Genomic DNA, 22,424 nt, shown 5'->3' with positions numbered 1-22,424 from the left:
GGACTTACCTACTAATTACTCTTCATAGCCGAGTTTAGCGTTTAACTCGTACAAACCTGAGTCAAAAAAATATTTATCCATATCAATACTCCAAAAGTCAGAAAAATTAGACCTCTGTCCTGAGTAAGTTGAAGTAGAAACATTCAGGTTTCTCTTGAGGTGTTCCTCAATTTCGCTTAACTGTGAATAATCGTTCACAACAGATAAGGGGAAATTTCCGTTGACGAGTTCCTCATACTTAACAACATCAGTTTCAGATTCAATGATCGCTGCGGTTACGCTTTTAATGTGCTGAATATCTAGACTGTGGTAATAACATAGAAATGCTTCTAGTTTGCTTGGGCCAACCTGTTTTTTCCATAGGCTTTCTGCACAACTACTTTCTTTTACTTTTTGCTCCTTAAAGTTCATCAAACTTACGAGTACATCTCTTAAATTTCTCACTACAGATATAACCTTTATTCCTGAGTCAGAAAATTTATTTACAACGTCAACATATTCTATATGGCCCACCGTAATAGTATTTGTATCAGCAAGTAAACTAGCCAACAGACTCAAGTCGCACCTTATATATTGATTAGACGGCTGAAAGTGTATGTTATCAATACCGCGGTTATCGTGAATGGTGGTTCGCCCTGAAAGGTGGAGTCCTGATGACTTCATACCTAAACTAGTGAATACTTTCTCCAGAAAATAGGTGCCTGATTTTGGTATGCTATTAATAAAAATTGATAGTCCGGAGTTAACCGGGCTGTCGATTTCAATAACCGGTACTAAGAATAAAGGCCACTTTTGACCTTTTGAAATCCCTATCCAGGTGTTTAGTCTTTCTGAGAAGTCAAAGCTAGCAGATATAACTCTATTAACATCATAAAAAATTAATACTCCATTTTCTAAACCCCAATAGCATTCATTTGGATGAGCATAGCCATGGATAATGCCATTAGGAAAAAATACCATCTGCCCATATATACCATCACACGAAGACCCAAATGAGTATATTGTAGAGGTTAGCGTGTTTTTAATAGAATCGTCATCGGACGAAATAAACATAGCGAATGCCTTATAGTGTCTGTTATGAACAAGTTTTCATGACCCTTCAGGGATATCTGTGGGTAAAAATGAGTCAATTTGAGAGGGAGAAGCGCCAGCGGCTGATTTTTGGTAGGTTTTTTGTTTGCAGGCAAAATAACCATAAAAACACCGATGATGCCAATAAAAATTACCCTCAATAAAGTTCATAAAATCAAGTCATTTGTTTACCAAGATGCGAAACTTGGCTTCTACCAAGGCTCTGAAGTATTTCAGTGTAGCCATCATTCCACGAAAGGACAGTCACGCCATCTATAAGGTAGTTTATCTATGCCACGATCGTTTATCTGGTCGATAGCCGAGCTTTTCGAGAAATGAGCCCGGTATGGCAGACTGTCTTTGCTCTCGTTCAATGACCTGTGCTTGTCTGCTGGTTTGTCTTCTTCTTTTTGTTTGTTAAGCTCTCTCTATCGAAAGCCGGATCTGAGTGTTATGAAAACCCATAGTCAACGTTTGCTTCCTGGCGATGATCCCTATCTCGAACTACAGACCCTCGCAAAGGAATGGCCTGCAGCTTGTCTGTTGTCCTGTGTCGGAAGTCTGAAAGTCTTGTCTCTCAGGTTGGCCGGAGCCGAACAGGAAAAGATACTTCAGGGCCCCTTCGAAATTCTTTCTCTTTCAGGTACCTGTTGTCCGTCAGGGCTGCATTTGCATATCTGTGTAGCGGACAAGCAAGGGCGTGTTCTGGGCGGTCATTTAAAACAGGGGTCTATAATCGCAACCACAGCTGAAATAGTGGTGGGCATTCTTAACGATACCTGTTTCACCCGTGAAGTAGACAGAGAAACAGGCTATCCTGAATTGGCGGTCAAAAAGGCTTCCCCGGCCAGTTCCTGATCATTTTTCGCCTGACATTAGCTTGTTCTTCACGTGATAAATCACCAATAGGCTTACCGGCATATTCGTTGTAGATAGTAACAAGTCGGTATGTATCTATTGGGTTGGGAATGACCACATACTGACGGCCAAACAGGTCTTTGTTCGCAGTCACAGATACTTTCAGGTCAGGATTATAGCCATTTTCTTCAAGATCAAAGTCGGAGAGTGTGTCACCGATATAAAGTGCGATCTGATGTTTTTTTCTATCGACCTGCCCGTTAGTGATCGCACGACGCTGAAAGATTTTTGTGCAGTTCTTAAGATCAACCTCTGAGCAGTATTCTCCTTTTAGTACGATATGGGTTTCATCTGCATCCGGGTAGCCCAGCTTTTTCAGCTGTTTGACGGTTAGTTCTTCAAAGTCTTTCCTGTTGCCCTGGCGGCCTGACGACATAGGTTGCTCGGAAACATAGAATATATCAAACCCTTTTTCCTTTGCCGCAGTGAGAAACTCCCGTGCACCGGGGATCGGCTTGGCATTTTTCTGTTGTTCAAGGCACCAGCTGTCTTTATCGTGTTCTGATCCTGATGCAGGCCGGATGAGGTCGGGATTTAGGGGGGTGTATTGCAGAATGGTACCGTTGATGTCTACAACAATAACGGGGTTTTCCATCGTTTTCTGAGTCAGTTTTTCCAGTATTTTGGTGGAGTGATTGAATGCTTGCTGCGTCAGGGCATGATAATCGGCTGATGAGTACATCCAGAGCATTGCATTAATATTGTGCTGGGCGAAGGCAGGATCCCGTATCTGGCTGAAGTGAGAGTGGTTCAGCGCATTCAGGTTGGCAATGTGCTTTTTCTGGGGCGACAATTGGCTGAAGTTTTCAGTCACAGCCGCAGACTCCCAGCTTCCATAAACAAGGTTGGGGAAGCTGATCCAATCTTTGCCGAATCGGCTGCGATTTTGGTGAACCCATTGCTGTCTCTCAGTAAAGTGGTGGCCTTCCACTTCTGCAAGATCATCCAGCTGGTCACCCAGAAGCATAAGTATCTGATAGCCCTTGTCTCTGATTTTCTGACGATGGTCTTCTTTGCTCAGTGTTCTATTGTCTGTTTGCTGAAAAAGCAGATATTCAGGGCCTTTGATTGGGAATCCCAATGCTTTCAGTTTGGCCATCGAAATGTCTTTAGCCTCATTGAAACGACCACTGACGTAGAAGATGTCTATGCTTTGCTGGTCAATCTCATTTAAAAAATCCACGGCACCGGGTAAGGCTTCCATCCTTTGTTCTCTCCACCAGGCAATAGTGGCATCTGTGCTTCGTGCACCACCGGTTCCGACCATGCTTGAGAAATATACGGTGCCATCGATTAAAGTGTCGTCAATATCGGTCACTATCGCGGCACGCTTGCCTTCAGGTAACTCATTAAATGCGCTGGCGAGGTTGTCTCTGGCTATGTTGAATGACTGGTGCACGAGTGCTTCATATTCAGGAGAGTGCTGTTGCCAGTTAGAGCCAACGACTTTTTCTTCATTCAACTCTTTCTGAGAATAAACTGCAGAAAGTGCTGCCGAAACAGGTGCGCAGGCTGCCAGCAAGAGCAGAACAGGGGGGTGAATTCTTGGCATGAAATCCTCGCTATGATTGATTTATCGTTGAGTTATCGACGTTAAAACCTAGTCGAGGCTTTCGGGAGGGCATGTTTTTTTTGTAACGGGTTGTAAACAGGTAAGGTAAAGAGTGACCCACTGGCTGAGTGGGTCATAAGACAATGTCAGAGTGTTGCAATGTTCTCTGGATCACCTGGAAGCTGGGCATGAAAAGCTTTACCGCTGACCGAATGGCTGTCGTCACCCATCAGATACAGATAGACTGGCATAATATCTTCAGGTGTTGGGCGGCTCATCGGGTCTTCACCGGGGTAGGCAGAGGCTCTCATGGCTGTCCGTGTGCCACCGGGATTAATGGTGTTGACTCTTACCTGGCTGAGGCCGTCTTCTTCATCTGCCATCACCTGCATCAGGCCTTCGGTAGCAAATTTTGAGATGCTATAGGCTCCCCAGTGAGCGCGTCCTTTATGACCAACGCTGGAGGAAGTGAAGGCAATGGAACCGGATTCAGCGTTGCGAAGCAGAGGGAGCAGTTCTCTTGACAGCAGGAAGGGGGCAGTCAAATTAACGTGCATGACTTCATTCCATTTATCCAGTTCAAATTGTGCAATGGTTTTCAGTTCGCCCAGCAGGCCTGCATTGTGCAGGAGCCCATCCAGTCTGCCAAATTCTTTATCCAGAGTTTCCGCCAGGTTCGCATAGTCCTGTTCTGAAGCTCCGGCGAGGTTCATGGGATAAATGGCCGCCTGGGGCCAGCCATTTCCTTCAATCTCGTCATAGACCTCTTCAAGCTTGCTGATGGTTCTGCCCAGCAAGATGACGGTAGCGCCGTGGCGTGCAAAGGTCAGTGCTGCCGTTCGGCCAATACCACTGCCAGCACCAGTGATCAGGATAATTTTGTCCCGGAGGAGGTTGTCGGGTGCAGTATATTTAAACATGTGTTGCTCTCCGTGGTAGCTGCCACTTGTACTTTTCCAGCAGCGGAAGAATCTCTTCTGCGGATGAGACGTTGTAATCAGCGTGCCACTGATCCGGCGTATCTTTGGGACTGATAAAACCATAGAGTGCGGCAATAGTCACCATGTCTGCATTTCTGCCAGCCTCAATGTCGCGCCAATGATCACCCACATAAATGCACTTTGCCGGATTAGCGTCCGTCTGCTGGCAGGCCAGTAGCAGAGCTTCGGGGTTGGGCTTGGTCAGTCTGACATGGTCTGGACAGATCAATGTTTTTGACCGGTGGCTCAGGTTAGCCTGAGCCAGTAAAATTTTTGCGTAAACTGAAGGTTTATTGGTGACGACCCCCCAGGGAATGGCTCTTTCATCCAGAGCATCAAGCAGTGTTGGCAGTCCGCCGTACAGTTTTGCTGCTTTTTCCCTACGATCATTGCTGATGTAGTCATTATATTCATCAAGAAGCCTGTTCCTGAGGCTTTCTACCTTCGGGTCTGATGGCTCCAGACCGTATGCGAGTTGAACCAGCTTTCTCGAGCCTTCCGAAACATAGCTTCGAATGAGCTCGCCATCCATTGCTGGCAGATGATCATCTGCCAGCATTTTGTTGACGGTAAAAATGAAGTCTTCCGAAGTGTCCAGCAGAGTGCCGTCCAGATCAAAAAAAATACCTTCAATGGTGTTCGGTTGACTCATCAAGATTCTCATTGGGCCTCTGGCTTGCTGCCATAAATCAGGTAATTAACGTCAGTGTCCGACTTCTTAAGTGAGTAGACACCGGTAAACGGGTTGAAAATCATACCTGTCATGTCGTTTACTTCCAGATCGCTCTGGCGCATCCAGCCGCAGAGCTCATGAGGTTTAATGAATTTACTGTGTTCATGGGTACCCTTGGGAAGCATTTTAAGAACGTACTCGGCCCCGACGATGGCAAACAACCAGGATTTGGCATTGCGGTTTATCGTAGCAAAGAAGATCTGTCCGCCGGGTTTGAGCAGCTTTTCACAAGCACGAATGACGGACGCCGGTTCAGGAACGTGTTCGAGCATTTCGAGACAGGTAACCACATCGAAGGTGCCGGGTATTTCTTCTGCCAGTTCTTCCACCGGAATCTTGCGGTAGTTGACCTCAACTTCGCTTTCCATACTGTGTAAGCGAGCTACGGAAAGTGGTGCATCGCCCATGTCGATGCCGGTAACATCCGCACCGCGAAGCGCCATTGATTCGCTGAGAATGCCTCCGCCACAGCCAACGTCCAGTACTTTTTTTCCTGCCAGGCTCACTCGCTCATCGATGTAGTTGAGGCGCAGCGGGTTGATCTCGTGCAGGGGCTTGAATTCGCCGTCCATGTCCCACCATCGGCTGGCTAACTCTTCAAATTTGGCAATTTCGGCTGGATCGACGTTTTGCACCGGGCGTGGTTCGTTCTGGTTTGCAGTCATAATGTCCAGATTCTCAAGCGGTTGATTTCCGATAGTAACAGCGCAGTCTGTATTCTTGTCCGCATTATACAGACAGAGTTTTCATAGTTAAGTATTCCTGTCATATAGCTACTAAAGAGACGACTATGTCGTACATTTGTGTCATTTTTTATTCATAAATATTGTTGTCAAGCCATACACTGGCTCGCAGTAAGGCTGCCAGCTGTGGTATTATTTGCTACTTATTATGAAAAAAAGCAGCCATGCCCTTTTTTATCGTTAAATTCATTTCAACGCTTCCTTTCTGCTCAGGCAGGAGCTGAATGATTGCTTTCACATGGCTGCCTGTTGATTGAATTATTCGGATTTTCGGCCTTCCGGGTTGAGAAAGGATGCTGACAGGTATCCGTTGGGCGCAAGCTAAAGGACGACTGGGTTTACATGACTGATATCGCCAAAGAGATTCTTCCGGTAAACATCGAAGACGAACTCAAGCAGTCCTATCTGGACTACGCCATGAGTGTCATCGTTGGGCGGGCACTGCCTGATGTGCGTGACGGACTCAAGCCGGTCCACCGGCGCGTCCTCTTCGCAATGAACGAGCTGGGCAATGACTGGAACAAGCCCTACAAGAAATCAGCTCGTGTGGTGGGTGACGTCATTGGTAAATACCACCCCCATGGTGACTCTGCTGTATATGACACCATTGTTCGTATGGCGCAGCCATTTTCGTTGCGGTACATGTTAGTAGACGGACAGGGGAACTTCGGTTCCGTAGACGGCGACTCTGCAGCGGCCATGCGTTATACCGAGATCCGAATGCAGAAGATCAGTCATGACATCATGGCTGATCTGGATAAGGAAACGGTCGATTACGTACCCAACTACGACGGTACGGAACAGATTCCTGCCGTCATGCCAACCCGCATCCCCAATCTGCTGGTGAATGGTGCTGCCGGTATTGCTGTGGGTATGGCAACCAATATACCACCACATAACCTGACTGAAGTGGTTAGAGGCTGTCTCGCGTTAATTGATGATGAGAGCCTGTCTGTTGATGATCTGATGGAATATATTCCGGGTCCGGACTTTCCAACTGCTGGCATCATTAATGGTCGGGCGGGTATTTTGCAGGCATATCGTACCGGTCGTGGTCGTATCTATATTCGGGCCCGTGCAGATGTCGAGCATGATGAAAAGAAAAATAAAAGTACCATCATTGTTACCGAGCTGCCTTATCAGCTGAATAAGGCACGATTGATTGAAAAGATCGCTGAGCTGGTCAAAGACAAGAAAATTGAAGGTATTTCCGAGCTGCGCGACGAGTCTGATAAAGACGGTATGCGAGTAGTGATTGAGTTGCGCCGTGGTGAAGTTGCGGACGTTGTTCTCAATAACCTCTACGCACAAACCCAGCTCGAAAGTGTATTTGGCATTAACAATGTTGCGCTGGTCGATGGTCAGCCAAAACTCCTGAACCTTAAGGAGATGCTGGAAGCTTTTGTTCGTCATCGTCGCGAAGTAGTGACGCGCAGAACCGTTTATGAGCTGCGTAAAGCTCGTGAGCGAGGGCATTTGCTGGAAGGTCTGGCAGTAGCCCTTTCTAATATTGATCCGGTGATTGCCTTAATCAAGGGCTCGCCAACGCCTGCAGAGGCTAAAGAAAAGCTTATGGCACAGGGTTGGCAGCCGGGTCACGTGCTGGCAATGGCAGAACGTGCCGGTGCCGATGCCTGTCGGCCTGACGAATTGCCTGAACAGTTTGGTCTTCGCGATGATGGTCTCTACTATTTATCACCTGCCCAGGCTCAGGCCATCATGGAAATGCGTCTGCACAGGCTGACCGGTCTTGAGCATGACAAGCTGTTGAGTGAATATCGCGAGCTGCTGGAAAAAATTGCCGAGCTACTGCTCATTCTCTCCAGCTCTGAGCGTTTGATGGAAGTCATCCGTGAAGAGATGGAAAAAGTAGTCGAAGAGTATGGCGATGAGCGTCGCACTGAGATCACCAGTTCACGCCGTGACCTGACCGTTGAAGACCTGATTTCTGAAGAAGACATGGTTGTGACCCTGTCTCATGGTGGTTACGCAAAAACCACATCGCTCGACACCTATCAGGCCCAGCGCCGAGGTGGTCGAGGCAAATCCGCCGCTTCGGTAAAAGACGAAGATTATGTTGAACATATGCTGGTGGCCAATACCCACACCCAGATTCTTTGCTTCTCCAGCAGGGGTAAGGTTTATTGGTTGAAGGTCTATCAGATTCCGGAAGCTGGCCGTACTTCACGTGGCCGACCCATCGTGAATATCCTGCCTCTGGAAGAGGATGAGCGCATCACGGCGATGTTGCCTGTTGAAGAGTATACCGAAGGTCACTTTGTCTTTATGGCAACGGCTGCAGGAACGGTTAAGAAGACACCTCTGGAACAGTTCTCTCGCCCAAGAAGCAGTGGTCTGATTGCCCTGGGTCTTGATGAAGGTGATACCCTTGTGGGTGCCGAAATTACGACCGGTGAGAAGCAGGTTATGTTGCTTTCCAATGCGGGCAAAGCGATTCGGTTTGAAGAAACTGATGTGCGCGCCATGGGCAGAACTGCCAGAGGTGTCCGTGGTATTAAACTACAGGATGCTCAAAGAGTGATCTCTCTGATTATTCCCGAAGACGAAACCCAGATTCTAACCGTCAGCCAGAATGGTTTCGGTAAACGAACGGGTGTAGAAGATTTCAGAATCACGGGTCGTGGTGGTCAGGGTGTTATCTCCATGCAGTGTACTGATCGAAACGGCGAACTGATCGGTGCTATCCAGGTACAGGATGGAGAGGAGATTATGCTGATCTCTGATCAGGGCACTCTGGTGAGAACCCGTGTCGATGAAATATCTGTTATGAGTCGTAATACTCAGGGGGTTACCCTGATCAAGGTTCAGGAAGGTGAGAAACTGGTTGGTGTTGCCAGGGTTGAAGAGCCGGAAGAGCCGCAAGATGGGACTGAAATCGAAGTGACAGGGGAAGAAACGCCTCAGACTGAGCCTGATGAAGGGATGGAAGGCTGATTCTGTATCCAATAACTTAACGCCAGCAGCATGCTGGCGTTTTACTTAAAGGGATGCACTTCTGAATCGACGAGTTTGGCTCTACGGGAGGATAGTATGAATAATCTATTGGCAGAAACACTGGCTGGCCCACAAGGGCCTACTTATAACTTTTCGGCGGGCCCGGCTCCATTGCCGAAGTCGGTGCTTGCGCGTGCAAGGGATGAGCTTCTGGACTACAACCGTGAAGGCGCTTCCATTATGGAAGTCAGTCACAGAGGGAAGTCTTTTCTCAAGGTTGCTGAGCTGGCGGAGCAGAATCTCCGTGATCTTTTGAAGATTCCTGAAAACTATAAGGTTCTGTTTTTGCAGGGCGGGGCCCGTGGTCAGTTTGCGGCAGTCCCAATGAACCTGAGGGGGCAGAAAAATAGTGCAGACTATGTCAATAGTGGGTACTGGGCTCAGTCGGCAATCAAAGAAGCCCAGCGTTATTTGAATGTCAATGTTATTGCCGACGGCAAAGGCGCTTCATTCCATACCATGCCGGAAGAGAGTGGCTGGCGTTTCAGTTCCGATGCGGCTTATGTTCATTACACTCCGAACGAAACCATTGGTGGTCTTGAATTTCCATTTATACCGGATTCTGGCGATGTGCCACTGGTAGCGGATATGTCATCCAATATCCTGTCCGGGCCCATTGATATCAGCCGTTTCGGGGTTATCTATGCCGGTGCCCAGAAAAATATTGGTCCGGCAGGACTGACAGTGGTTATCGTGCGTGACGATCTTCTGGACCGGGGGCATTCCAATTGCCCTGCTGTTTTTGATTATCGGGTACAGGCGGATAAGGATTCCATGTATAACACTCCGCCAACCTTCGCATGGTATCTGGCCGGTCTGGTGTTTGAGTGGCTAAAGGATCAGGGGGGGCTTGAAGTGATCGACCAGATCAATGCCCGTAAATCAGGCAAACTCTATCAGGTGATTGATGAGTCCGGGTTTTATCACAACAAGGTAGATCCCCGCTGGCGTTCAAGAATGAATGTACCCTTTACGCTGAGCGATCCTGAGTTAGATAAGGTTTTTCTGGCCGAGTCTGAAAAAAATGGCTTTCTTTATCTCAAGGGGCACAAGGCAGTAGGCGGTATGCGAGCGAGTATTTATAATGCAGTACCGGAAGAGCATGTCGATGCGTTGATCGCCTTTATGCATGAATTCGAAAGAAAGTTTGGATAAAAAATCCTTGGTCCGTCGCAATTTTAAGTACAAAGCTCGCAGGCTTGGCATCTGCCGATTGCGCGGCTTTCGTCAGAACCGTTAAACGCAGAGAACATTATGACAGATGATAAGTTGAAGGGGTTGCGGACAAAAATTGACAAGCTTGATCAGGATATTCTGAAGCTGATCAGTGAGCGTGCACGCTGCGCTCAGGAAGTCGCCAGAGTCAAGCAAAATGAAGACGCCGTGGCAGTATTTTATCGTCCGGAACGTGAGGCCCAGGTTTTGCGCCGGGTGATGGAGCGCAATGACGGTCCGCTGGACGATGAAGAAATGGCTCGACTGTTCAGGGAGATTATGTCGGCCTGTCTGGCTCTTGAAGAGCCTGTTCGAGTGGCGTTTCTTGGTCCTGAAGGCACCTTTACCCAGCAGGCTGCCATGAAGCACTTTGGCCATTCTGCGGTTTCTGTCCCTATGGCCGCGATTGATGAAGTGTTCAGGGAGGTGACGGCGGGGGCAGTGCGTTATGGTGTTGTGCCTGTTGAGAATTCAACAGAGGGGGTGGTCAGTCATACCCTGGACAGCTTCATGGATTCTTCTCTTAAAATCTGTGGTGAAGTCGTGCTAAGAATTCATCAGCATCTGCTGGTCTCTGAAAACACCCGCCGTGACCATATTACCCGGATATACTCCCATGCTCAGTCATTGGCACAGTGCCGTAAATGGCTGGATGCCCACTGGCCGATGGCTGAAAGAGTTGCTGTCAGCTCCAATGCAGAAGCGGCTAAGCGTATAAAGGGTGAATGGAACTCTGCGGCCATTGCCGGTGATATGGCGGCTGATATTTATGGTCTGGAAAAGATCTCTGAGAAAATCGAGGATCAGCCGGACAATTCCACCCGCTTCCTGATCATTGGGCATCAGGATGTTCCACCCTGTGGTGAAGACAAAACATCCATCGTCGTCAGTATGAGAAACCAGTCCGGTGCTCTGCATTCGATTCTTGAAGCGTTCGATGTTCATGACGTGGATCTCACCCGGGTAGAAACCCGTCCGTCCCGTACCGGCATCTGGAACTATGTTTTCTTTATTGACTTTGAAGGTCACAAAGACGATCCGGTTATCCAGAAAGTATTGGGAAAGCTTGCTGACAGGGTTAATGATCTTCGGGTTCTGGGCTCCTATCCCAAGGGCGTTCTTTAACAAATCAGTCATGAGCGATTGAAACAATTTTGCGTCCTCTCGTGGGGATGTAAAATTTTTCATGGTAAAAAAACAGGTGAAAAATGGGTTGTGATTTTATACAGCTTGCCGTACCGGGAGTACGTGCACTGAATCCTTATCTTCCCGGTAAACCCGTTGAAGAGCTGGCGCGCGAACAAGGTCTGGATGTCAGCAGTATTGTTAAATTGGCCAGTAATGAAAATCCTCTTGGGGCGGCTCAGTCTTCTCGTGAAGCCATCGCTGTGATGCTGGATGAGCTGGCTCGATACCCTGACAGCAGCCTCTATAATCTGCGTGATGCTCTTTGCAAAAAGCTGGCGGTAGAGCCTGATCAGATTACCTTTGGTAACGGTTCCAATGATGTTCTTGTTCTATTGGCGCAATGCTACCTGAAAGAGGGGTGCTCTGCTGTATTTTCTGAATACGCTTTTGCGGTTTATCCCATAGCGGTCCAGGCGACTGGGGCGGAAAGTATAGTGGTGCCTGCTAAAAACTGGGGTCATGATCTGGAAGCGATGGCCGAAGCGGTTCGTTCTGATACCCGCATCGTTTTTCTGGCTAATCCTAATAACCCGACCGGTACCCGTTTTTCAAAAACAGAGTTGCTTACCTTCCTGGGCAAGGTGTCTGAAGAGGTTGTTGTTGTTCTGGATGAAGCATACTTTGAGTATGTGTTGGATAGTGAGTACCCGAATGGTATTGCGCTGTTAAATGAATATCCCAATCTTATCGTGATCAGAACATTCTCCAAGGCCTATGGTCTTGCGGGTGGACGTATTGGCTATTCTGTTTCAAATAGCGAAATAGCCAGTGTTCTCAACAGGTTAAGACAGCCTTTTAATGTTAATAATCTTATTGAGGCGGCAGCTGTTGCTGTTCTGAATGATGAAGCATACCTGAACCGTTCCAGGCAGGTTAACCAGGATGGAATGGCCCGGATTGAGGCGGGCTTGAGATCTATGGGCTTTGATTACATATCTTCCAGCGGTAACTTCATTACTTTTGATGCGGGTATGGGGGGGATGGATTGTTATCAGCGTCTTCTTGAACAGGGCGTCATTATCAGACCTCTTGCCAATTATGGCATGCCAGGACACCTTAGGGTTTCCATTGGCCTGGAAGAAGAAAATCAGCGTTTTCTTGAAGCACTGGCCTCTGTCAGACAGCCCTGAGCACAAGACAAACAGGCGGTAGCTAAAGAAACCGTTGCCATCTTTAGTTGCAAGGGGTTGAAGATGACTTTTGAAAAAGGTTGAACTTGTAGTGATAGAACAAAACAGGAACGGTACCCCACTGAACATTTTGGTGGTAGGGCTGGGCCTTATTGGAGGATCATTTGCAGCTTCCCTGAGGGAGTGCGGCGAAAGCTTTCATCTGATGGGGTTTGATCTCAGGAGTGAAAATGTTGAGAAGGCTGTTTCCCTGAGAATTGTTGCAGAAGGCTGTGAGGATTTTAAATCCGCTGTCGACAAGGCCGATGTTATTCAGCTGTCGGTTCCCATGCTGGCAATGCCAAAAGTACTTCAGCAACTCAAAGGTCTGGATCTGGCTGGCAAAGTGATGACCGATGTCGGTAGCTGTAAAGGTTCACTGGTTCAGGCTGCCCGGGAAATATTTGGTGATATACCTGAGAGCCTGGTGCCGGGTCATCCCATTGCAGGCTCCGAGAAAAGTGGTGTTACTGCGGCCAGGGCCGGCCTGTTCAAGCATCATAAGGTAATCCTGACGCCTCTGGAAAATACTGATCGTGCTGCCTTATCTCTGGTCAGGCATCTCTGGCAATGTTGTGGTGCCCAAGTCAATGTGATGGATGTGTGGCGTCACGATGAAGTGTTGGCAATGACTAGCCATTTGCCTCATCTTCTGGCATTTTCACTGGTGGATACGCTGGCGGGTAATCCTGAAAATCAAGATATCTTTCGTTATGCTGCCGGCGGCTTTAGAGACTTTACCCGCATTGCCGGCAGTGATCCGGTTATGTGGCACGATATCGCCCTGGGTAACAGTAAAGCAATTATTTCTTCGTTGGATCAGTTTTCTGAAGGCCTGGCTCGTCTTCGCCAGGCCATTGTTGAAAAAGATAGCAATACGATACTGGCGAAGTTTGAGCAAGCTCAGTCTGCACGGCAGAACTTTGCCAGTATTCTCGAAAGAAGGGCTTGTATGGCTAACTCTGATGAAAATCAGAGAGATTCAGTGACTTTTGTAGCCAATTCGGGCGAAGGAAAGTAATTGAGTTCAGTCCATGTTGGATCAACAATAGGTATTCAAGCGTGAGAGATGTTGGTGCTTGCAGAAGCAGAAGTAATTTTTCATTACTTCATGGATTAGAGAGTCAGTAAATGAAAAATTCTGCACATATCAGCGTGCCAGTCGTGACTATTGATGGTCCCAGTGGCTCCGGGAAAGGAACAGTTGCGGCTCTGCTGGCGAAGGAGTTTGGCTGGCACCTGCTGGACAGTGGTGCTTTGTATCGACTGACAGCACTGGCAGCGATGAATCATGGGGTGGATTTTTCTGATGAAAAATCATTGGAGGTACTGGCAGGTCACCTGGATGTTCAATTTGAACCGGGTGCTGAAGGTGAAGGCCTGAAAATTATTCTTGAGGGTGAGCGCGTTGGCGCTAACCTGAGGACCGAAGAAGTGGGGGCTAAAGCCTCTCGGGTAGCAGTCTTGCCGGGTGTCAGAAAAGCTTTGTTAAATCGTCAGCAGGACTTTGCAGAAGCTCCGGGTCTGATTGCCGATGGAAGGGATATGGGAACCGTGGTTTTCCCCCGGGCTAATGTCAAGGTTTACCTCACGGCCAGTGCAGAAGAACGGGCAAAACGTCGTCAAAATCAGTTGCAACAGAAAGGGATTGATGCTAGCTTTGACCAGCTTTTAGCTGACATTCTTGCCAGGGACAATCGTGACATGAATCGCGATGTCGCTCCTTTGAAACCTGCCGATGATGCTATTGTTCTGGACAGTACCAGATTGAGTATTCAGGAAGTGTTCGTTCGCGTAGTGGATGTCATGCGACAGAATGGTCTGATCTGATTAAAAATGATCGTTTCGGAACCTGGGGCTGTTGAGGAAGACTCAACAGCTTGTTTCTGTTGAGGTAGTCTGACCGATTTCCGGAAAGACCGACGCAAATAACCGAATGGTGCAGATTGCCAGTTACAGCCATACGGTGCTTTTTGAAAAACAACCCACACTGACTGGCGGTGTGGCCAGCATGCGATCAGAAGTAACTGCCTTTCCGGGGTGGTGTTGATTGAAGTGCTGATTGATAGGAATGATCATGAGCGAAAGCTTTGCTGAACTGTTTGAAGAAAGCCTGAAAGATATCGAAATGAAGCCGGGCGCTATTGTTAGCGGTCAGGTTGTCGATATCGACAGCGACTGGGTGACTGTTCACGCAGGTCTGAAGTCTGAAGGTGTTATCCCAAAAGCTCAGTTCCTGAACGAACAGGGTGAACTGACCATCGCTGTCGGCGACGAAGTTCAGGTTGCTCTTGACGCGGTTGAAGATGGTTTCGGTGAAACCCGTCTGTCCCGCGAGAAAGCCAAGCGTATGGAAGCTTGGGGCGAACTCGAAAAAGCCTTTGAAGCAGAAGAAATCGTTAAAGGTGTCATCTCTGGTAAAGTCAAAGGTGGCTTCACTGTTGACGTTAACACCATCCGTGCATTCCTGCCGGGTTCTCTGGTTGACGTGCGTCCGGTTCGTGATACAGCTCACCTTGAAGGCAAAGAGCTGGAATTCAAGGTCATCAAGCTGGACCAGAAGCGCAACAACGTAGTGGTTTCCCGTCGCAGCGTTCTGGAAGCTGAAAACAGTGCTGAGCGCGAGCAGCTGCTGGAGTCCCTGCAGGAAGGTCTGGAAGTTAAGGGTATCGTCAAGAACCTGACCGACTACGGTGCTTTCGTAGATCTGGGCGGTGTTGACGGCCTGCTGCACATCACTGACATGGCCTGGAAGCGCATCAAGCATCCAAGCGAAATCGTGAACGTTGGCGATGAAATCAATGTTAAGGTTCTGAAATTTGACCGTGACCGTAACCGTGTATCCCTGGGTCTGAAGCAGCTGGGTGAAGATCCATGGGTTGCCATCACCAAGCGCTTCCCTGAAGGTACCCGTGTATCCGGTCGCATCACCAACCTGACCGACTACGGCTGCTTCGTTGAGCTGGAAGAAGGTGTTGAAGGTCTGGTACACGTTTCTGAAATGGACTGGACCAACAAGAATATCCACCCATCCAAGGTGGTCGCTCTGGGTGACGAAGTTGAAGTTCAGGTTCTGGACATCGACGAAGAGCGTCGTCGTATCTCTCTGGGTATCAAACAGTGCAAGCAAAACCCATGGGAAGAGTTCTCAGGTTCCTTTAACAAGGGTGACAAGTTGGCCGGTAAGATCAAGTCTATCACTGACTTCGGTATCTTTATCGGTTTGGACGGCGGCATCGACGGTCTGGTTCACCTGTCTGACATCTCCTGGAATGAAACTGGCGAAGAAGCTGTTCGCAAGTACCGTAAAGGTGATGAAGTTGAAGCGGTTATCCTGGCGATTGATGCTGAGCGCGAGCGTATCTCCCTCGGTATCAAGCAATTGTCCGAAGATCCATTCAACTCTTTCGCTGGCCTGAATGAAAAAGGTTCCATTGTTAAGGGTGTGATCAAGGAAGTGACTGCCAAGGCGGCGACCGTGAAGCTGGCTGAAGACGTTCTGGCTACTCTGAAAGCTTCTGAAATCAGTGTTGATCGCGTTGAAGACGCTACCAATGTACTGAAAGAAGGCGAAGAAGTAGAAGCTCGCATCATCAGTATCGACCGTAAAAACCGCAATATCTCCCTGTCCATCAAGGCGAAGGATCAGGCTGAAGAGAAGGCGGCTATGAAAGAACTGCGTGCGAAGCAAGAAGACGAGACTTCCGGTCCTACCACTATCGGCGACCTGATCAAGGCTCAGATGGAAAACAAGTAATACTTGTTGAAGAATGCTTCTGATGAGGCTATCTTTTTCCATAAGTAAACCGCGGCTCCGGCTGCGGTTTTTTTATGGTTATCAATAGGTTGCTTGATTTATTGAATGGGGTTGGCTAGGGTAGGAATTGTCTGTAATCCCAATCAGGTCTGGGAATGCCTGAATAGTCGGGTGTCCGGCTTACGAGATGCGTAGCCGTTCTCGAGTATGACATATTTAATGTCTTGCTGATCACCTGATCTGGGTGCAGTGTCCGTAATGATGCTGAGGCTTCAGTGTCACCCAAGGGTACAGGGAAAGGATGAACGACAATGACCCGATCAGAATTGATAGAACGACTGACCGAGCAACAAGATCAGTTGTCGGTTAAGGACGTAGAGCTGGCCATCAAATCTATTCTTGAGCAGATGTCTCAGTCTCTTGCCAGTGGGTTAAGGGTAGAAATCAGGGGATTTGGCAGCTTTTCCCTGCATTACAGAGCGCCGAGAGTGGGTCGAAATCCCAAGACCGGTGAGTCTGTCGTTTTAAATGGAAAATACGTTCCTCATTTCAAACCGGGTAAAGATATGCGAGATCGTGTAAATAGTAGTCTGCAGGAGTAGTCTACAAAATTTATATCTTAATTTTTCCATTTTTGTTTAGACCTGCTCAACTATGGCTTAAAATCTCATCGTGAATAGTGATCGCTGGAGTTTGATCGAATATGGTCTCTCGTTTGGGTATCTGGCTGAAGCGGCTGGTAATATTGTTGGGCAGTCTGCTCCTGCTTGTTATTCTCGTCAATTTTATTGTCGCTAACCCTCAGTTGATACGATTCGACCTGGCCGGTGTTCTGTTGCCAGAAGTGAAGGCGTCTTCTATCGTTGTAGTCTCTTTTATAATGGGTGGTCTCTTCGGACTGCTGGTCTCGATGGTGGCTATGACCAGGCTGAGATTAGACAATGCCAGTTTCAAGCGCAAGCTGGGCCGACGTGATGCCGAAATACAAAAACTCAGAGCGAATGCGTTGAAAGGATTAACCTGATGCCCGATGTTGCACTGCTGGCACTGATTATGGTGGCTATGCTGGCAGGATATCTTCTCGGACGTGCTGAAAAAAAGAAGAAAAAGGAACACTTTCCCGGTCATCACCTCTCCAAAGAGTACTTTGCAGGGTTAAACTATCTGTTAAATGAACAAACGGATGAGGCTATTGAGACCTTCATTAAAGTACTGGACGTCAATAATGACACCGTGGATACCTATCTTGCCCTGGGTAGTCTGTTTTGCCGAAAGGGGGAGGTGGACAAGTCGATCCGGGTGCATCAGGATCTCTTGGCCCGACCCAGTCTGACCCCCCTCCAATCCATCCGTGTTCGACTGGAGCTGGCAAAGGATTACATGACAGCAGGGCTATTTGACCGTGCAGAAGCCATGCTGGTTGACCTTTCAAGACAAAATCATGAATACCGGTTGGATGCGCTTCAGCAGCTTCTGAAAATCTATGAAAGAGAGAGAGAGTGGCATCAGGCTGTTGAGGTTGCAGAATCTCTTCATAAATTGTCGGGTGAGCACTATGCTTCGAGACTGGCTCACTTGTACTGTGAGATAGCTGAGGAAAAACTGCGTCATAATGATCGATCAGGAGCCCGTAAATTCATCAGAACCGCATTTTACAGGGATAAAAACTGCGTCAGAGCCAGTTTGATACTGGGTCGGATAGAAATGGAGGAAGGTCGTGACAGAGAGGCTACCAAGGTTCTTCAGAAGGTATCTACTCAGGATAACCGCTACGTTCCGCTGACTCTTGATATGCTGGAAACCGTTTGCCATCGCAGTCATCAACAGCGTGTTCTGGGCAGCTATCTGGCACGTTGCCTCAATGAGAAACCGGGCACGGCTGTTATCTTGGCCATGACGGCTCAGTTCATGAACAGTCGCGGTGACGTCTTCGCTATGGAATTTTTGACCAGTCAGCTTCGACGGCAACCCACTTTGAGAGGCTTGAATGCCCTGATCAATATCCAGTTGAATCATCCCACTGAACCCTCGCTGACCAGCATCAAACTGTTAAAAGAGGTGACAGACCAGATGTTGGTTTCAAAGCCGGTCTACCAGTGCTTAAGTTGTGGCTTTTCCGGTAAAGAAATGCATTGGCACTGTCCGGGTTGCCATGAGTGGGGAACACTGGCACCTGTTCAGGGTGTGGAAGGAGAGTAATATCCCTGATTGTTTGTTTTGCGGTATATCCTTGTCTAGACAAGATATCAGAGCCTTCTTATTAGAGCCTTCCAAATTTCAGGATGCAGTGTGGGAGGCAGGAAGAGAAGGATGACACACTGTGACCGACCAATGTGTTTTTAGACTTTCAGCAAATATTTCAGTTCAATATTTCGGTAATTATCCTATTAATTATCTCGATCGTGAATTGAAATAATTCTCATTTAGGCCTAGTATTCTGCTTGTTTTCAATCTGTTGTCGCCGCGTCATAAACTGCCTCAGGTTGCTCTTTTCACCACATCACCAGATGTATCAAAGCACTCTTTATCGGGCACTATCAGTTTCGGTAAAAGGGTTGGGAGATTGGGATGACGGTCACTTTGGGGGATCTTCAGACAGGAGATAAGGCCCGGGTCTCTGCTTTCAGAAAATCAGGCTCAGCCTATCGTCGTAAGCTTCTGGCCATGGGGCTCACGCCCGGGACCTGTTTTAGAGTATGCAGAGTAGCGCCTCTCGGTGATCCTGTTCAGCTTCAGGTTCGCGGATTTCAACTCAGTCTGCGTCGACACGAAGCGGTAGCCGTTGAAGTGGTCCGTCTATGAAGGAGCATGTATTTGCGATTGTTGGCAACCCCAATTGCGGCAAAACCACTATTTTTAACGTTTTGACGGGTGCGAGTCAGCATGTGGGTAACTGGCCTGGTGTTACCGTAGAAAAACGCAGTGGCCGTTATCAGCATAACAATCAGTCCGTTGAGGTAGTTGATCTGCCGGGTACCTATTGTCTGGATGTGGTCGACGATCAGGTGTCGATGGATGAACGCATTGCCCGCGACTTTATCCTTGCCCGTGAAGCCCGGTTGATTGTTAACGTTGTCGATGCTTCAAACATTGAACGTAACCTTTATCTGACTACGCAGTTGTTGGACATGGGTCTGCCAGTCATTGTCGTTCTCAATATGATCGATGTTGCCAAAGATAAAGGCCTTAAGATCAATGCTGAAAAACTGTCCCAACAGCTAGGTAGTCCTGTTCACACCATGGTGGCCTCCAGAGATAAAGGAACTGTCGGTCTCAAAGAGCTGATTCATCAATGCTTTATCTACGGAATTGAACCGGCTAAACCGCAATCTCTGGGAAAATCTCTGGAAAAGGCTGTTTCTTACCTGCGGGAGTCTGTTGCCAACGAGATTGAAGACTCCTCAATCGCTCGCTGGGTATCACTTAAATTACTGGAAGGCGAGGCTGGTTTTGTCGATCAGGTTTCTCAGGACTTGATGGACAGGGCGGCAGAAGCGCGATTGCAACTTGAAGCTACCTATGATGCAGAGATGGATATCATAGTGGCAAACGGTCGCTACGAAACCATCAGCCTCATCATGCAGGATACTGTCAAAACTTCGGATACTGTGAGTCGTGGTCTCACTGAGCGCATCGACCGCATTGTTCTAAATCGATTGTTGGGTTTGCCGATCTTTTTCGGGGTTATGTATCTGATGTTTATGTTCTCAGTGAACATAGGTAGTACTTTTATAGACTTTTTTGACATTCTTTCAGGCACTATCTTTGTCGATGGTGTGAGCCATCTGCTTGAAAATATCGGCGCGCCGGACTGGCTCACTGCACTGTTGGCCAAAGGTCTTGGTAGCGGTATTCAGACTGTCTCAACCTTCATTCCGGTGATTGCTTTTCTGTTCCTGTTCCTTTCGGTAATCGAGGATTCAGGCTACATGGCCAGGGCCGCTTTTGTCATGGATAGGGCAATGCGTTTTCTGGGTCTCCCCGGAAAGGCTTTTGTGCCCATGCTGGTCGGCTTTGGCTGTAACGTACCGGCCATTATGGCGACCCGGACGCTGGAAAATCAGCAGGATCGGATGTTGACTATTGCCATGGCGCCTTTCATGTCCTGTGGTGCACGTCTTCCCGTTTATGCGTTGTTTGCTGCGGCTTTCTTTCCAGGTTCTGGCCAGAATGTGGTATTCATACTCTATCTGACGGGTATTATGGCTGCGGTCATGACGGGTTTGATGTTGAAGAAATGTCTCTTCAATGGAGAAGTGACACCCTTTGTTATGGAGTTACCCAGCTATCACAGGCCTTCAGTTAAGCATGTATTGCTCAGAACCTGGAGCCGACTGAAAGCATTCTTGTTCAGGGCAGGCAAAGCCATTGTGATAGTGGTGATGATACTGAATACCCTGAACTCACTGGGAACAGATGGCAGTTTTGGTCATGAAGACACCCGGTCATCCGTGCTCAGTAAAATAGGTCAAACCATCACACCTGCGTTTTCTCCCATGGGTATGTCAGAAGATAACTGGCCAGCGGCTGTAGGTCTGTTCACTGGCATTCTGGCAAAAGAGGCGGTTGTTGGCACGCTCAACTCCATGTACACCTCCATTGCCGAGCAAGATAATGGCACAGAAGCCGAAGCTCATGACTTTGATGTTATGTCCGGCTTTGATGAGGCTTTGGCAACTATTCCTGCTAACCTGTCAGAGGTTGCATCTTCTCTGTTAGATCCCCTTGGCCTGAGTGTGGGTGATTTGAGTAATCTGGAATCAGTAGCGCAGGATCAGGAAGTGGAGGTCACCACCTTTGGTGTTATGCAAAGACTGTTCACCAGTGATGCGGCTGTTACGGCTTATCTCTTGATGATCTTGCTCTACACACCCTGTGTTGCAGCCTTGGGTGCTATTTACCGGGAATCAGGTCTTCGTTGGACGCTCTTTGTGGCTGGCTGGACTTTCTTCATGGGATATTCAGTAGCTACTCTTTACTACCAGCTGTCGCGAATCAGTGCTCAGCCAGTAACAGCACTGAGTTGGCTATCCCTCATTATCCTGGCAATGGTACTAATGTTTCTGATTCTCAGGAGGGTAGGGCAGAGAATGGTGATCTCTCCGGAAGATGTGGCTAAGACACCCGCAAACACCACAGGGTGCCACTAATGCTGCTATCCATTAGAGACTATCTGTCAGAAAAGGGTGTCTGCACTTTGGCTGAACTCAGTCAGCATTTTGAAGTAGACCCTGAAGCCATGAAGGGTATGCTGGCCCACTGGCTCAGAAAAGGAAAGCTGGTGGAGGAATCATCTGGTTGCAAACAGGGGTGTGTCAGTTGTGCGCCTGAACAGCTGGTTGTCTATCGTTGGTTAAATTCGAGTCAGTGCGACCTGATTCCTGTTTGTTTTCAGAGTGATTAACCCGATACCGATAAACAGGGCTGCGGTATAAATCGTTAGCCTTGTTCTCGCTTTCGGGTTCCCAGCCCGGCAGCCTGAATGTATGGCTGACGATGTAACAACCTGTCTTAAGCTTCTGATTAAAGATTTTTGATAACTTCTCCATGGCGCCGGGATAGAGATAGCAGACGATCAATCCGGCACCTTCCCATTCATGTTGGAAAATATCCTGTTGAACGATGACTACATTTCTCAGATGGCGGCAACTTAATCGGCTGATCCAGCAGGGAAGAGGGGAGCGTTCAATTCCATAAATGATCTGGTCTGGATAGGTTTTTGCTAATACCGTAATAAGAGAACCAAAACCAGAGCCCAATTCATAAATGTTGCCATCGACTATTTCTGGCAAGGTTTCCAGTAGTTTTGATCTTACCCTGGCAGAAGTGGGTGTTGGAGTGATGCCCAAACGCAGACTCCAAAAGACAATTGTCGCTGTTATCAGACCGCCTGCACAGAAGGTAAGAATCAGAATGGTTTGTTCAAAGTTAATCATTTCCTGAAAGAACTTTATTATCCGCCAGATTTTTATCTTGCCCTTTATTGAACCTTTTGATCAAGTTCAGGCTGGACAGTTTTGGTGTATGGACTAGCTTACAATCAGAGCCTTAAGTCAAGTAGTGCGATGAATAGTGCGATAAGA

The 22,424-nt window shown here is 48.0% G+C and carries 20 protein-coding genes; 14 read left to right on the top strand and 6 right to left on the bottom strand.

The window, feature by feature from the left end; all coding sequences use genetic code 11:
• Window positions 1-15: 15 nt before the first annotated feature.
• On the bottom strand, window positions 16-1,053 hold the full coding sequence (locus KBW69_RS01620) for a sulfotransferase domain-containing protein (RefSeq protein ID WP_257279677.1): 1,038 nt from the start codon (window positions 1,051-1,053) through the stop codon (window positions 16-18).
• A 471-nt stretch (window positions 1,054-1,524) separates the two neighbouring features.
• On the opposite strand from KBW69_RS01620, the gene KBW69_RS01615 reads away from it, so the two are divergent.
• The gene (locus tag KBW69_RS01615; RefSeq protein ID WP_257279676.1) at window positions 1,525-1,929 is read left to right on the top strand and encodes a PPC domain-containing DNA-binding protein; all 405 of its coding nucleotides are present in this window, start codon (window positions 1,525-1,527) and stop codon (window positions 1,927-1,929) included.
• On the opposite strand, the gene KBW69_RS01610 is transcribed toward KBW69_RS01615, so the two are convergent.
• From KBW69_RS01610 to ubiG, 4 genes are all read right to left on the bottom strand, one after another.
• The gene (locus KBW69_RS01610) at window positions 1,901-3,541 is read right to left on the bottom strand and encodes an HAD family acid phosphatase (RefSeq protein ID WP_257279675.1); all 1,641 of its coding nucleotides are present in this window, start codon (window positions 3,539-3,541) and stop codon (window positions 1,901-1,903) included. The genes KBW69_RS01615 and KBW69_RS01610 overlap by 29 nt on opposite strands.
• Window positions 3,542-3,687: 146 nt before the next feature.
• Window positions 3,688-4,461: a YciK family oxidoreductase gene (locus KBW69_RS01605; RefSeq protein ID WP_257279674.1), complete on the bottom strand. Its 774-nt coding sequence runs from the start codon at window positions 4,459-4,461 to the stop codon at window positions 3,688-3,690.
• Window positions 4,454-5,173 carry an HAD family hydrolase gene (locus tag KBW69_RS01600; RefSeq protein ID WP_257275492.1) on the bottom strand — a complete coding sequence of 240 codons (720 nt, stop codon included), beginning with the start codon at window positions 5,171-5,173 and terminating at the stop codon, window positions 4,454-4,456. The genes KBW69_RS01605 and KBW69_RS01600 overlap by 8 nt, the downstream gene beginning before the upstream one ends.
• Before the next feature lie 8 nt (window positions 5,174-5,181).
• A complete protein-coding gene (gene ubiG / locus KBW69_RS01595; protein ID WP_368736453.1) occupies window positions 5,182-5,889 on the bottom strand; it encodes a bifunctional 2-polyprenyl-6-hydroxyphenol methylase/3-demethylubiquinol 3-O-methyltransferase UbiG in 708 nt (235 codons plus the stop codon).
• 450 nt (window positions 5,890-6,339) lie between these two features.
• Here ubiG and gyrA point away from each other — a divergent pair, with 450 nt between their 5' ends.
• From gyrA to KBW69_RS23605, 13 genes are all read left to right on the top strand, one after another.
• On the top strand, window positions 6,340-8,952 hold the full coding sequence (gene gyrA / locus KBW69_RS01590; protein WP_257279673.1) for a DNA gyrase subunit A: 2,613 nt from the start codon (window positions 6,340-6,342) through the stop codon (window positions 8,950-8,952).
• A 96-nt stretch (window positions 8,953-9,048) separates the two neighbouring features.
• Window positions 9,049-10,167, top strand: coding sequence for a 3-phosphoserine/phosphohydroxythreonine transaminase (gene serC / locus KBW69_RS01585; protein WP_257279672.1), 1,119 nt, complete (start codon window positions 9,049-9,051; stop codon window positions 10,165-10,167).
• 99 nt (window positions 10,168-10,266) lie between these two features.
• Window positions 10,267-11,352, top strand: a complete 1,086-nt coding sequence (gene pheA / locus KBW69_RS01580; RefSeq protein WP_257275486.1) for a prephenate dehydratase — start codon at window positions 10,267-10,269, stop codon at window positions 11,350-11,352.
• A gap of 83 nt (window positions 11,353-11,435) precedes the next feature.
• Complete coding sequence (hisC, locus tag KBW69_RS01575) at window positions 11,436-12,545, top strand: histidinol-phosphate transaminase (protein ID WP_257279671.1); 1,110 nt, start codon at window positions 11,436-11,438, stop codon at window positions 12,543-12,545.
• A gap of 70 nt (window positions 12,546-12,615) precedes the next feature.
• Window positions 12,616-13,605: a prephenate dehydrogenase/arogenate dehydrogenase family protein gene (locus KBW69_RS01570; RefSeq protein ID WP_257279670.1), complete on the top strand. Its 990-nt coding sequence runs from the start codon at window positions 12,616-12,618 to the stop codon at window positions 13,603-13,605.
• A 110-nt stretch (window positions 13,606-13,715) separates the two neighbouring features.
• The gene (gene cmk / locus KBW69_RS01565; protein WP_257279669.1) at window positions 13,716-14,414 is read left to right on the top strand and encodes a (d)CMP kinase; all 699 of its coding nucleotides are present in this window, start codon (window positions 13,716-13,718) and stop codon (window positions 14,412-14,414) included.
• A 247-nt stretch (window positions 14,415-14,661) separates the two neighbouring features.
• On the top strand, window positions 14,662-16,341 hold the full coding sequence (rpsA, locus tag KBW69_RS01560) for a 30S ribosomal protein S1 (RefSeq protein ID WP_257279668.1): 1,680 nt from the start codon (window positions 14,662-14,664) through the stop codon (window positions 16,339-16,341).
• A gap of 311 nt (window positions 16,342-16,652) precedes the next feature.
• Window positions 16,653-16,943 carry an integration host factor subunit beta gene (gene ihfB / locus KBW69_RS01555; protein ID WP_257279667.1) on the top strand — a complete coding sequence of 97 codons (291 nt, stop codon included), beginning with the start codon at window positions 16,653-16,655 and terminating at the stop codon, window positions 16,941-16,943.
• Window positions 16,944-17,044: 101 nt separating this feature from the next.
• Entirely contained in the window at window positions 17,045-17,365 is a 321-nt protein-coding gene (locus KBW69_RS01550; RefSeq protein ID WP_257279666.1) for a LapA family protein, read from the top strand.
• Entirely contained in the window at window positions 17,365-18,540 is a 1,176-nt protein-coding gene (lapB, locus tag KBW69_RS01545; protein WP_257279665.1) for a lipopolysaccharide assembly protein LapB, read from the top strand. Before KBW69_RS01550 ends, lapB begins: the two co-directional genes overlap by 1 nt.
• Before the next feature lie 369 nt (window positions 18,541-18,909).
• The gene (locus KBW69_RS01540) at window positions 18,910-19,143 is read left to right on the top strand and encodes a FeoA family protein (RefSeq protein ID WP_257279664.1); all 234 of its coding nucleotides are present in this window, start codon (window positions 18,910-18,912) and stop codon (window positions 19,141-19,143) included.
• Window positions 19,140-21,491, top strand: coding sequence for a Fe(2+) transporter permease subunit FeoB (feoB, locus tag KBW69_RS01535; protein WP_257279663.1), 2,352 nt, complete (start codon window positions 19,140-19,142; stop codon window positions 21,489-21,491). The genes KBW69_RS01540 and feoB overlap by 4 nt, the downstream gene beginning before the upstream one ends.
• The gene (locus tag KBW69_RS23605) at window positions 21,491-21,745 is read left to right on the top strand and encodes a FeoC-like transcriptional regulator (RefSeq protein ID WP_373690658.1); all 255 of its coding nucleotides are present in this window, start codon (window positions 21,491-21,493) and stop codon (window positions 21,743-21,745) included. The genes feoB and KBW69_RS23605 overlap by 1 nt, the downstream gene beginning before the upstream one ends.
• Here the strand turns inward: KBW69_RS23605 and KBW69_RS01530 are convergent.
• Entirely contained in the window at window positions 21,657-22,277 is a 621-nt protein-coding gene (locus KBW69_RS01530) for a class I SAM-dependent methyltransferase (protein ID WP_257279662.1), read from the bottom strand. The two genes, KBW69_RS23605 and KBW69_RS01530, sit on opposite strands and share 89 nt — an antisense overlap.
• Between the last annotated feature and the right edge of the window lie 147 nt (window positions 22,278-22,424).

Origin of the sequence: Endozoicomonas sp. ISHI1, from assembly GCF_024606225.1 — a bacterium.
Classification (GTDB): Bacteria; Pseudomonadota; Gammaproteobacteria; order Pseudomonadales; family Endozoicomonadaceae; genus Endozoicomonas_A.
This window is presented reverse-complemented; position numbering and strand designations above follow the sequence as displayed.

Excerpts from the sequence above, each read along its gene's own strand:
- hisC (WP_257279671.1), top strand. The coding sequence starts at position 11,436 with ATGGGTTGTGATTTTATACAGCTTGCCGTACCGGGAGTACGTGCACTG.
- KBW69_RS01600 (WP_257275492.1), bottom strand. The coding sequence starts at position 5,173 with ATGAGTCAACCGAACACCATTGAAGGTATTTTTTTTGATCTGGACGGC.
- KBW69_RS01540 (WP_257279664.1), top strand. The coding sequence starts at position 18,910 with ATGACGGTCACTTTGGGGGATCTTCAGACAGGAGATAAGGCCCGGGTC.
- cmk (WP_257279669.1), top strand. The coding sequence starts at position 13,716 with ATGAAAAATTCTGCACATATCAGCGTGCCAGTCGTGACTATTGATGGT.
- lapB (WP_257279665.1), top strand. The coding sequence starts at position 17,365 with ATGCCCGATGTTGCACTGCTGGCACTGATTATGGTGGCTATGCTGGCA.
- KBW69_RS01550 (WP_257279666.1), top strand. The coding sequence starts at position 17,045 with ATGGTCTCTCGTTTGGGTATCTGGCTGAAGCGGCTGGTAATATTGTTG.
- serC (WP_257279672.1), top strand. The coding sequence starts at position 9,049 with ATGAATAATCTATTGGCAGAAACACTGGCTGGCCCACAAGGGCCTACT.
- KBW69_RS01605 (WP_257279674.1), bottom strand. The coding sequence starts at position 4,461 with ATGTTTAAATATACTGCACCCGACAACCTCCTCCGGGACAAAATTATC.
- rpsA (WP_257279668.1), top strand. The coding sequence starts at position 14,662 with ATGAGCGAAAGCTTTGCTGAACTGTTTGAAGAAAGCCTGAAAGATATC.
- pheA (WP_257275486.1), top strand. The coding sequence starts at position 10,267 with ATGACAGATGATAAGTTGAAGGGGTTGCGGACAAAAATTGACAAGCTT.
- KBW69_RS23605 (WP_373690658.1), top strand. The coding sequence starts at position 21,491 with ATGCTGCTATCCATTAGAGACTATCTGTCAGAAAAGGGTGTCTGCACT.
- KBW69_RS01615 (WP_257279676.1), top strand. The coding sequence starts at position 1,525 with ATGAAAACCCATAGTCAACGTTTGCTTCCTGGCGATGATCCCTATCTC.
- feoB (WP_257279663.1), top strand. The coding sequence starts at position 19,140 with ATGAAGGAGCATGTATTTGCGATTGTTGGCAACCCCAATTGCGGCAAA.
- KBW69_RS01530 (WP_257279662.1), bottom strand. The coding sequence starts at position 22,277 with ATGATTAACTTTGAACAAACCATTCTGATTCTTACCTTCTGTGCAGGC.
- KBW69_RS01610 (WP_257279675.1), bottom strand. The coding sequence starts at position 3,541 with ATGCCAAGAATTCACCCCCCTGTTCTGCTCTTGCTGGCAGCCTGCGCA.
- ihfB (WP_257279667.1), top strand. The coding sequence starts at position 16,653 with ATGACCCGATCAGAATTGATAGAACGACTGACCGAGCAACAAGATCAG.
- gyrA (WP_257279673.1), top strand. The coding sequence starts at position 6,340 with ATGACTGATATCGCCAAAGAGATTCTTCCGGTAAACATCGAAGACGAA.
- KBW69_RS01620 (WP_257279677.1), bottom strand. The coding sequence starts at position 1,053 with ATGTTTATTTCGTCCGATGACGATTCTATTAAAAACACGCTAACCTCT.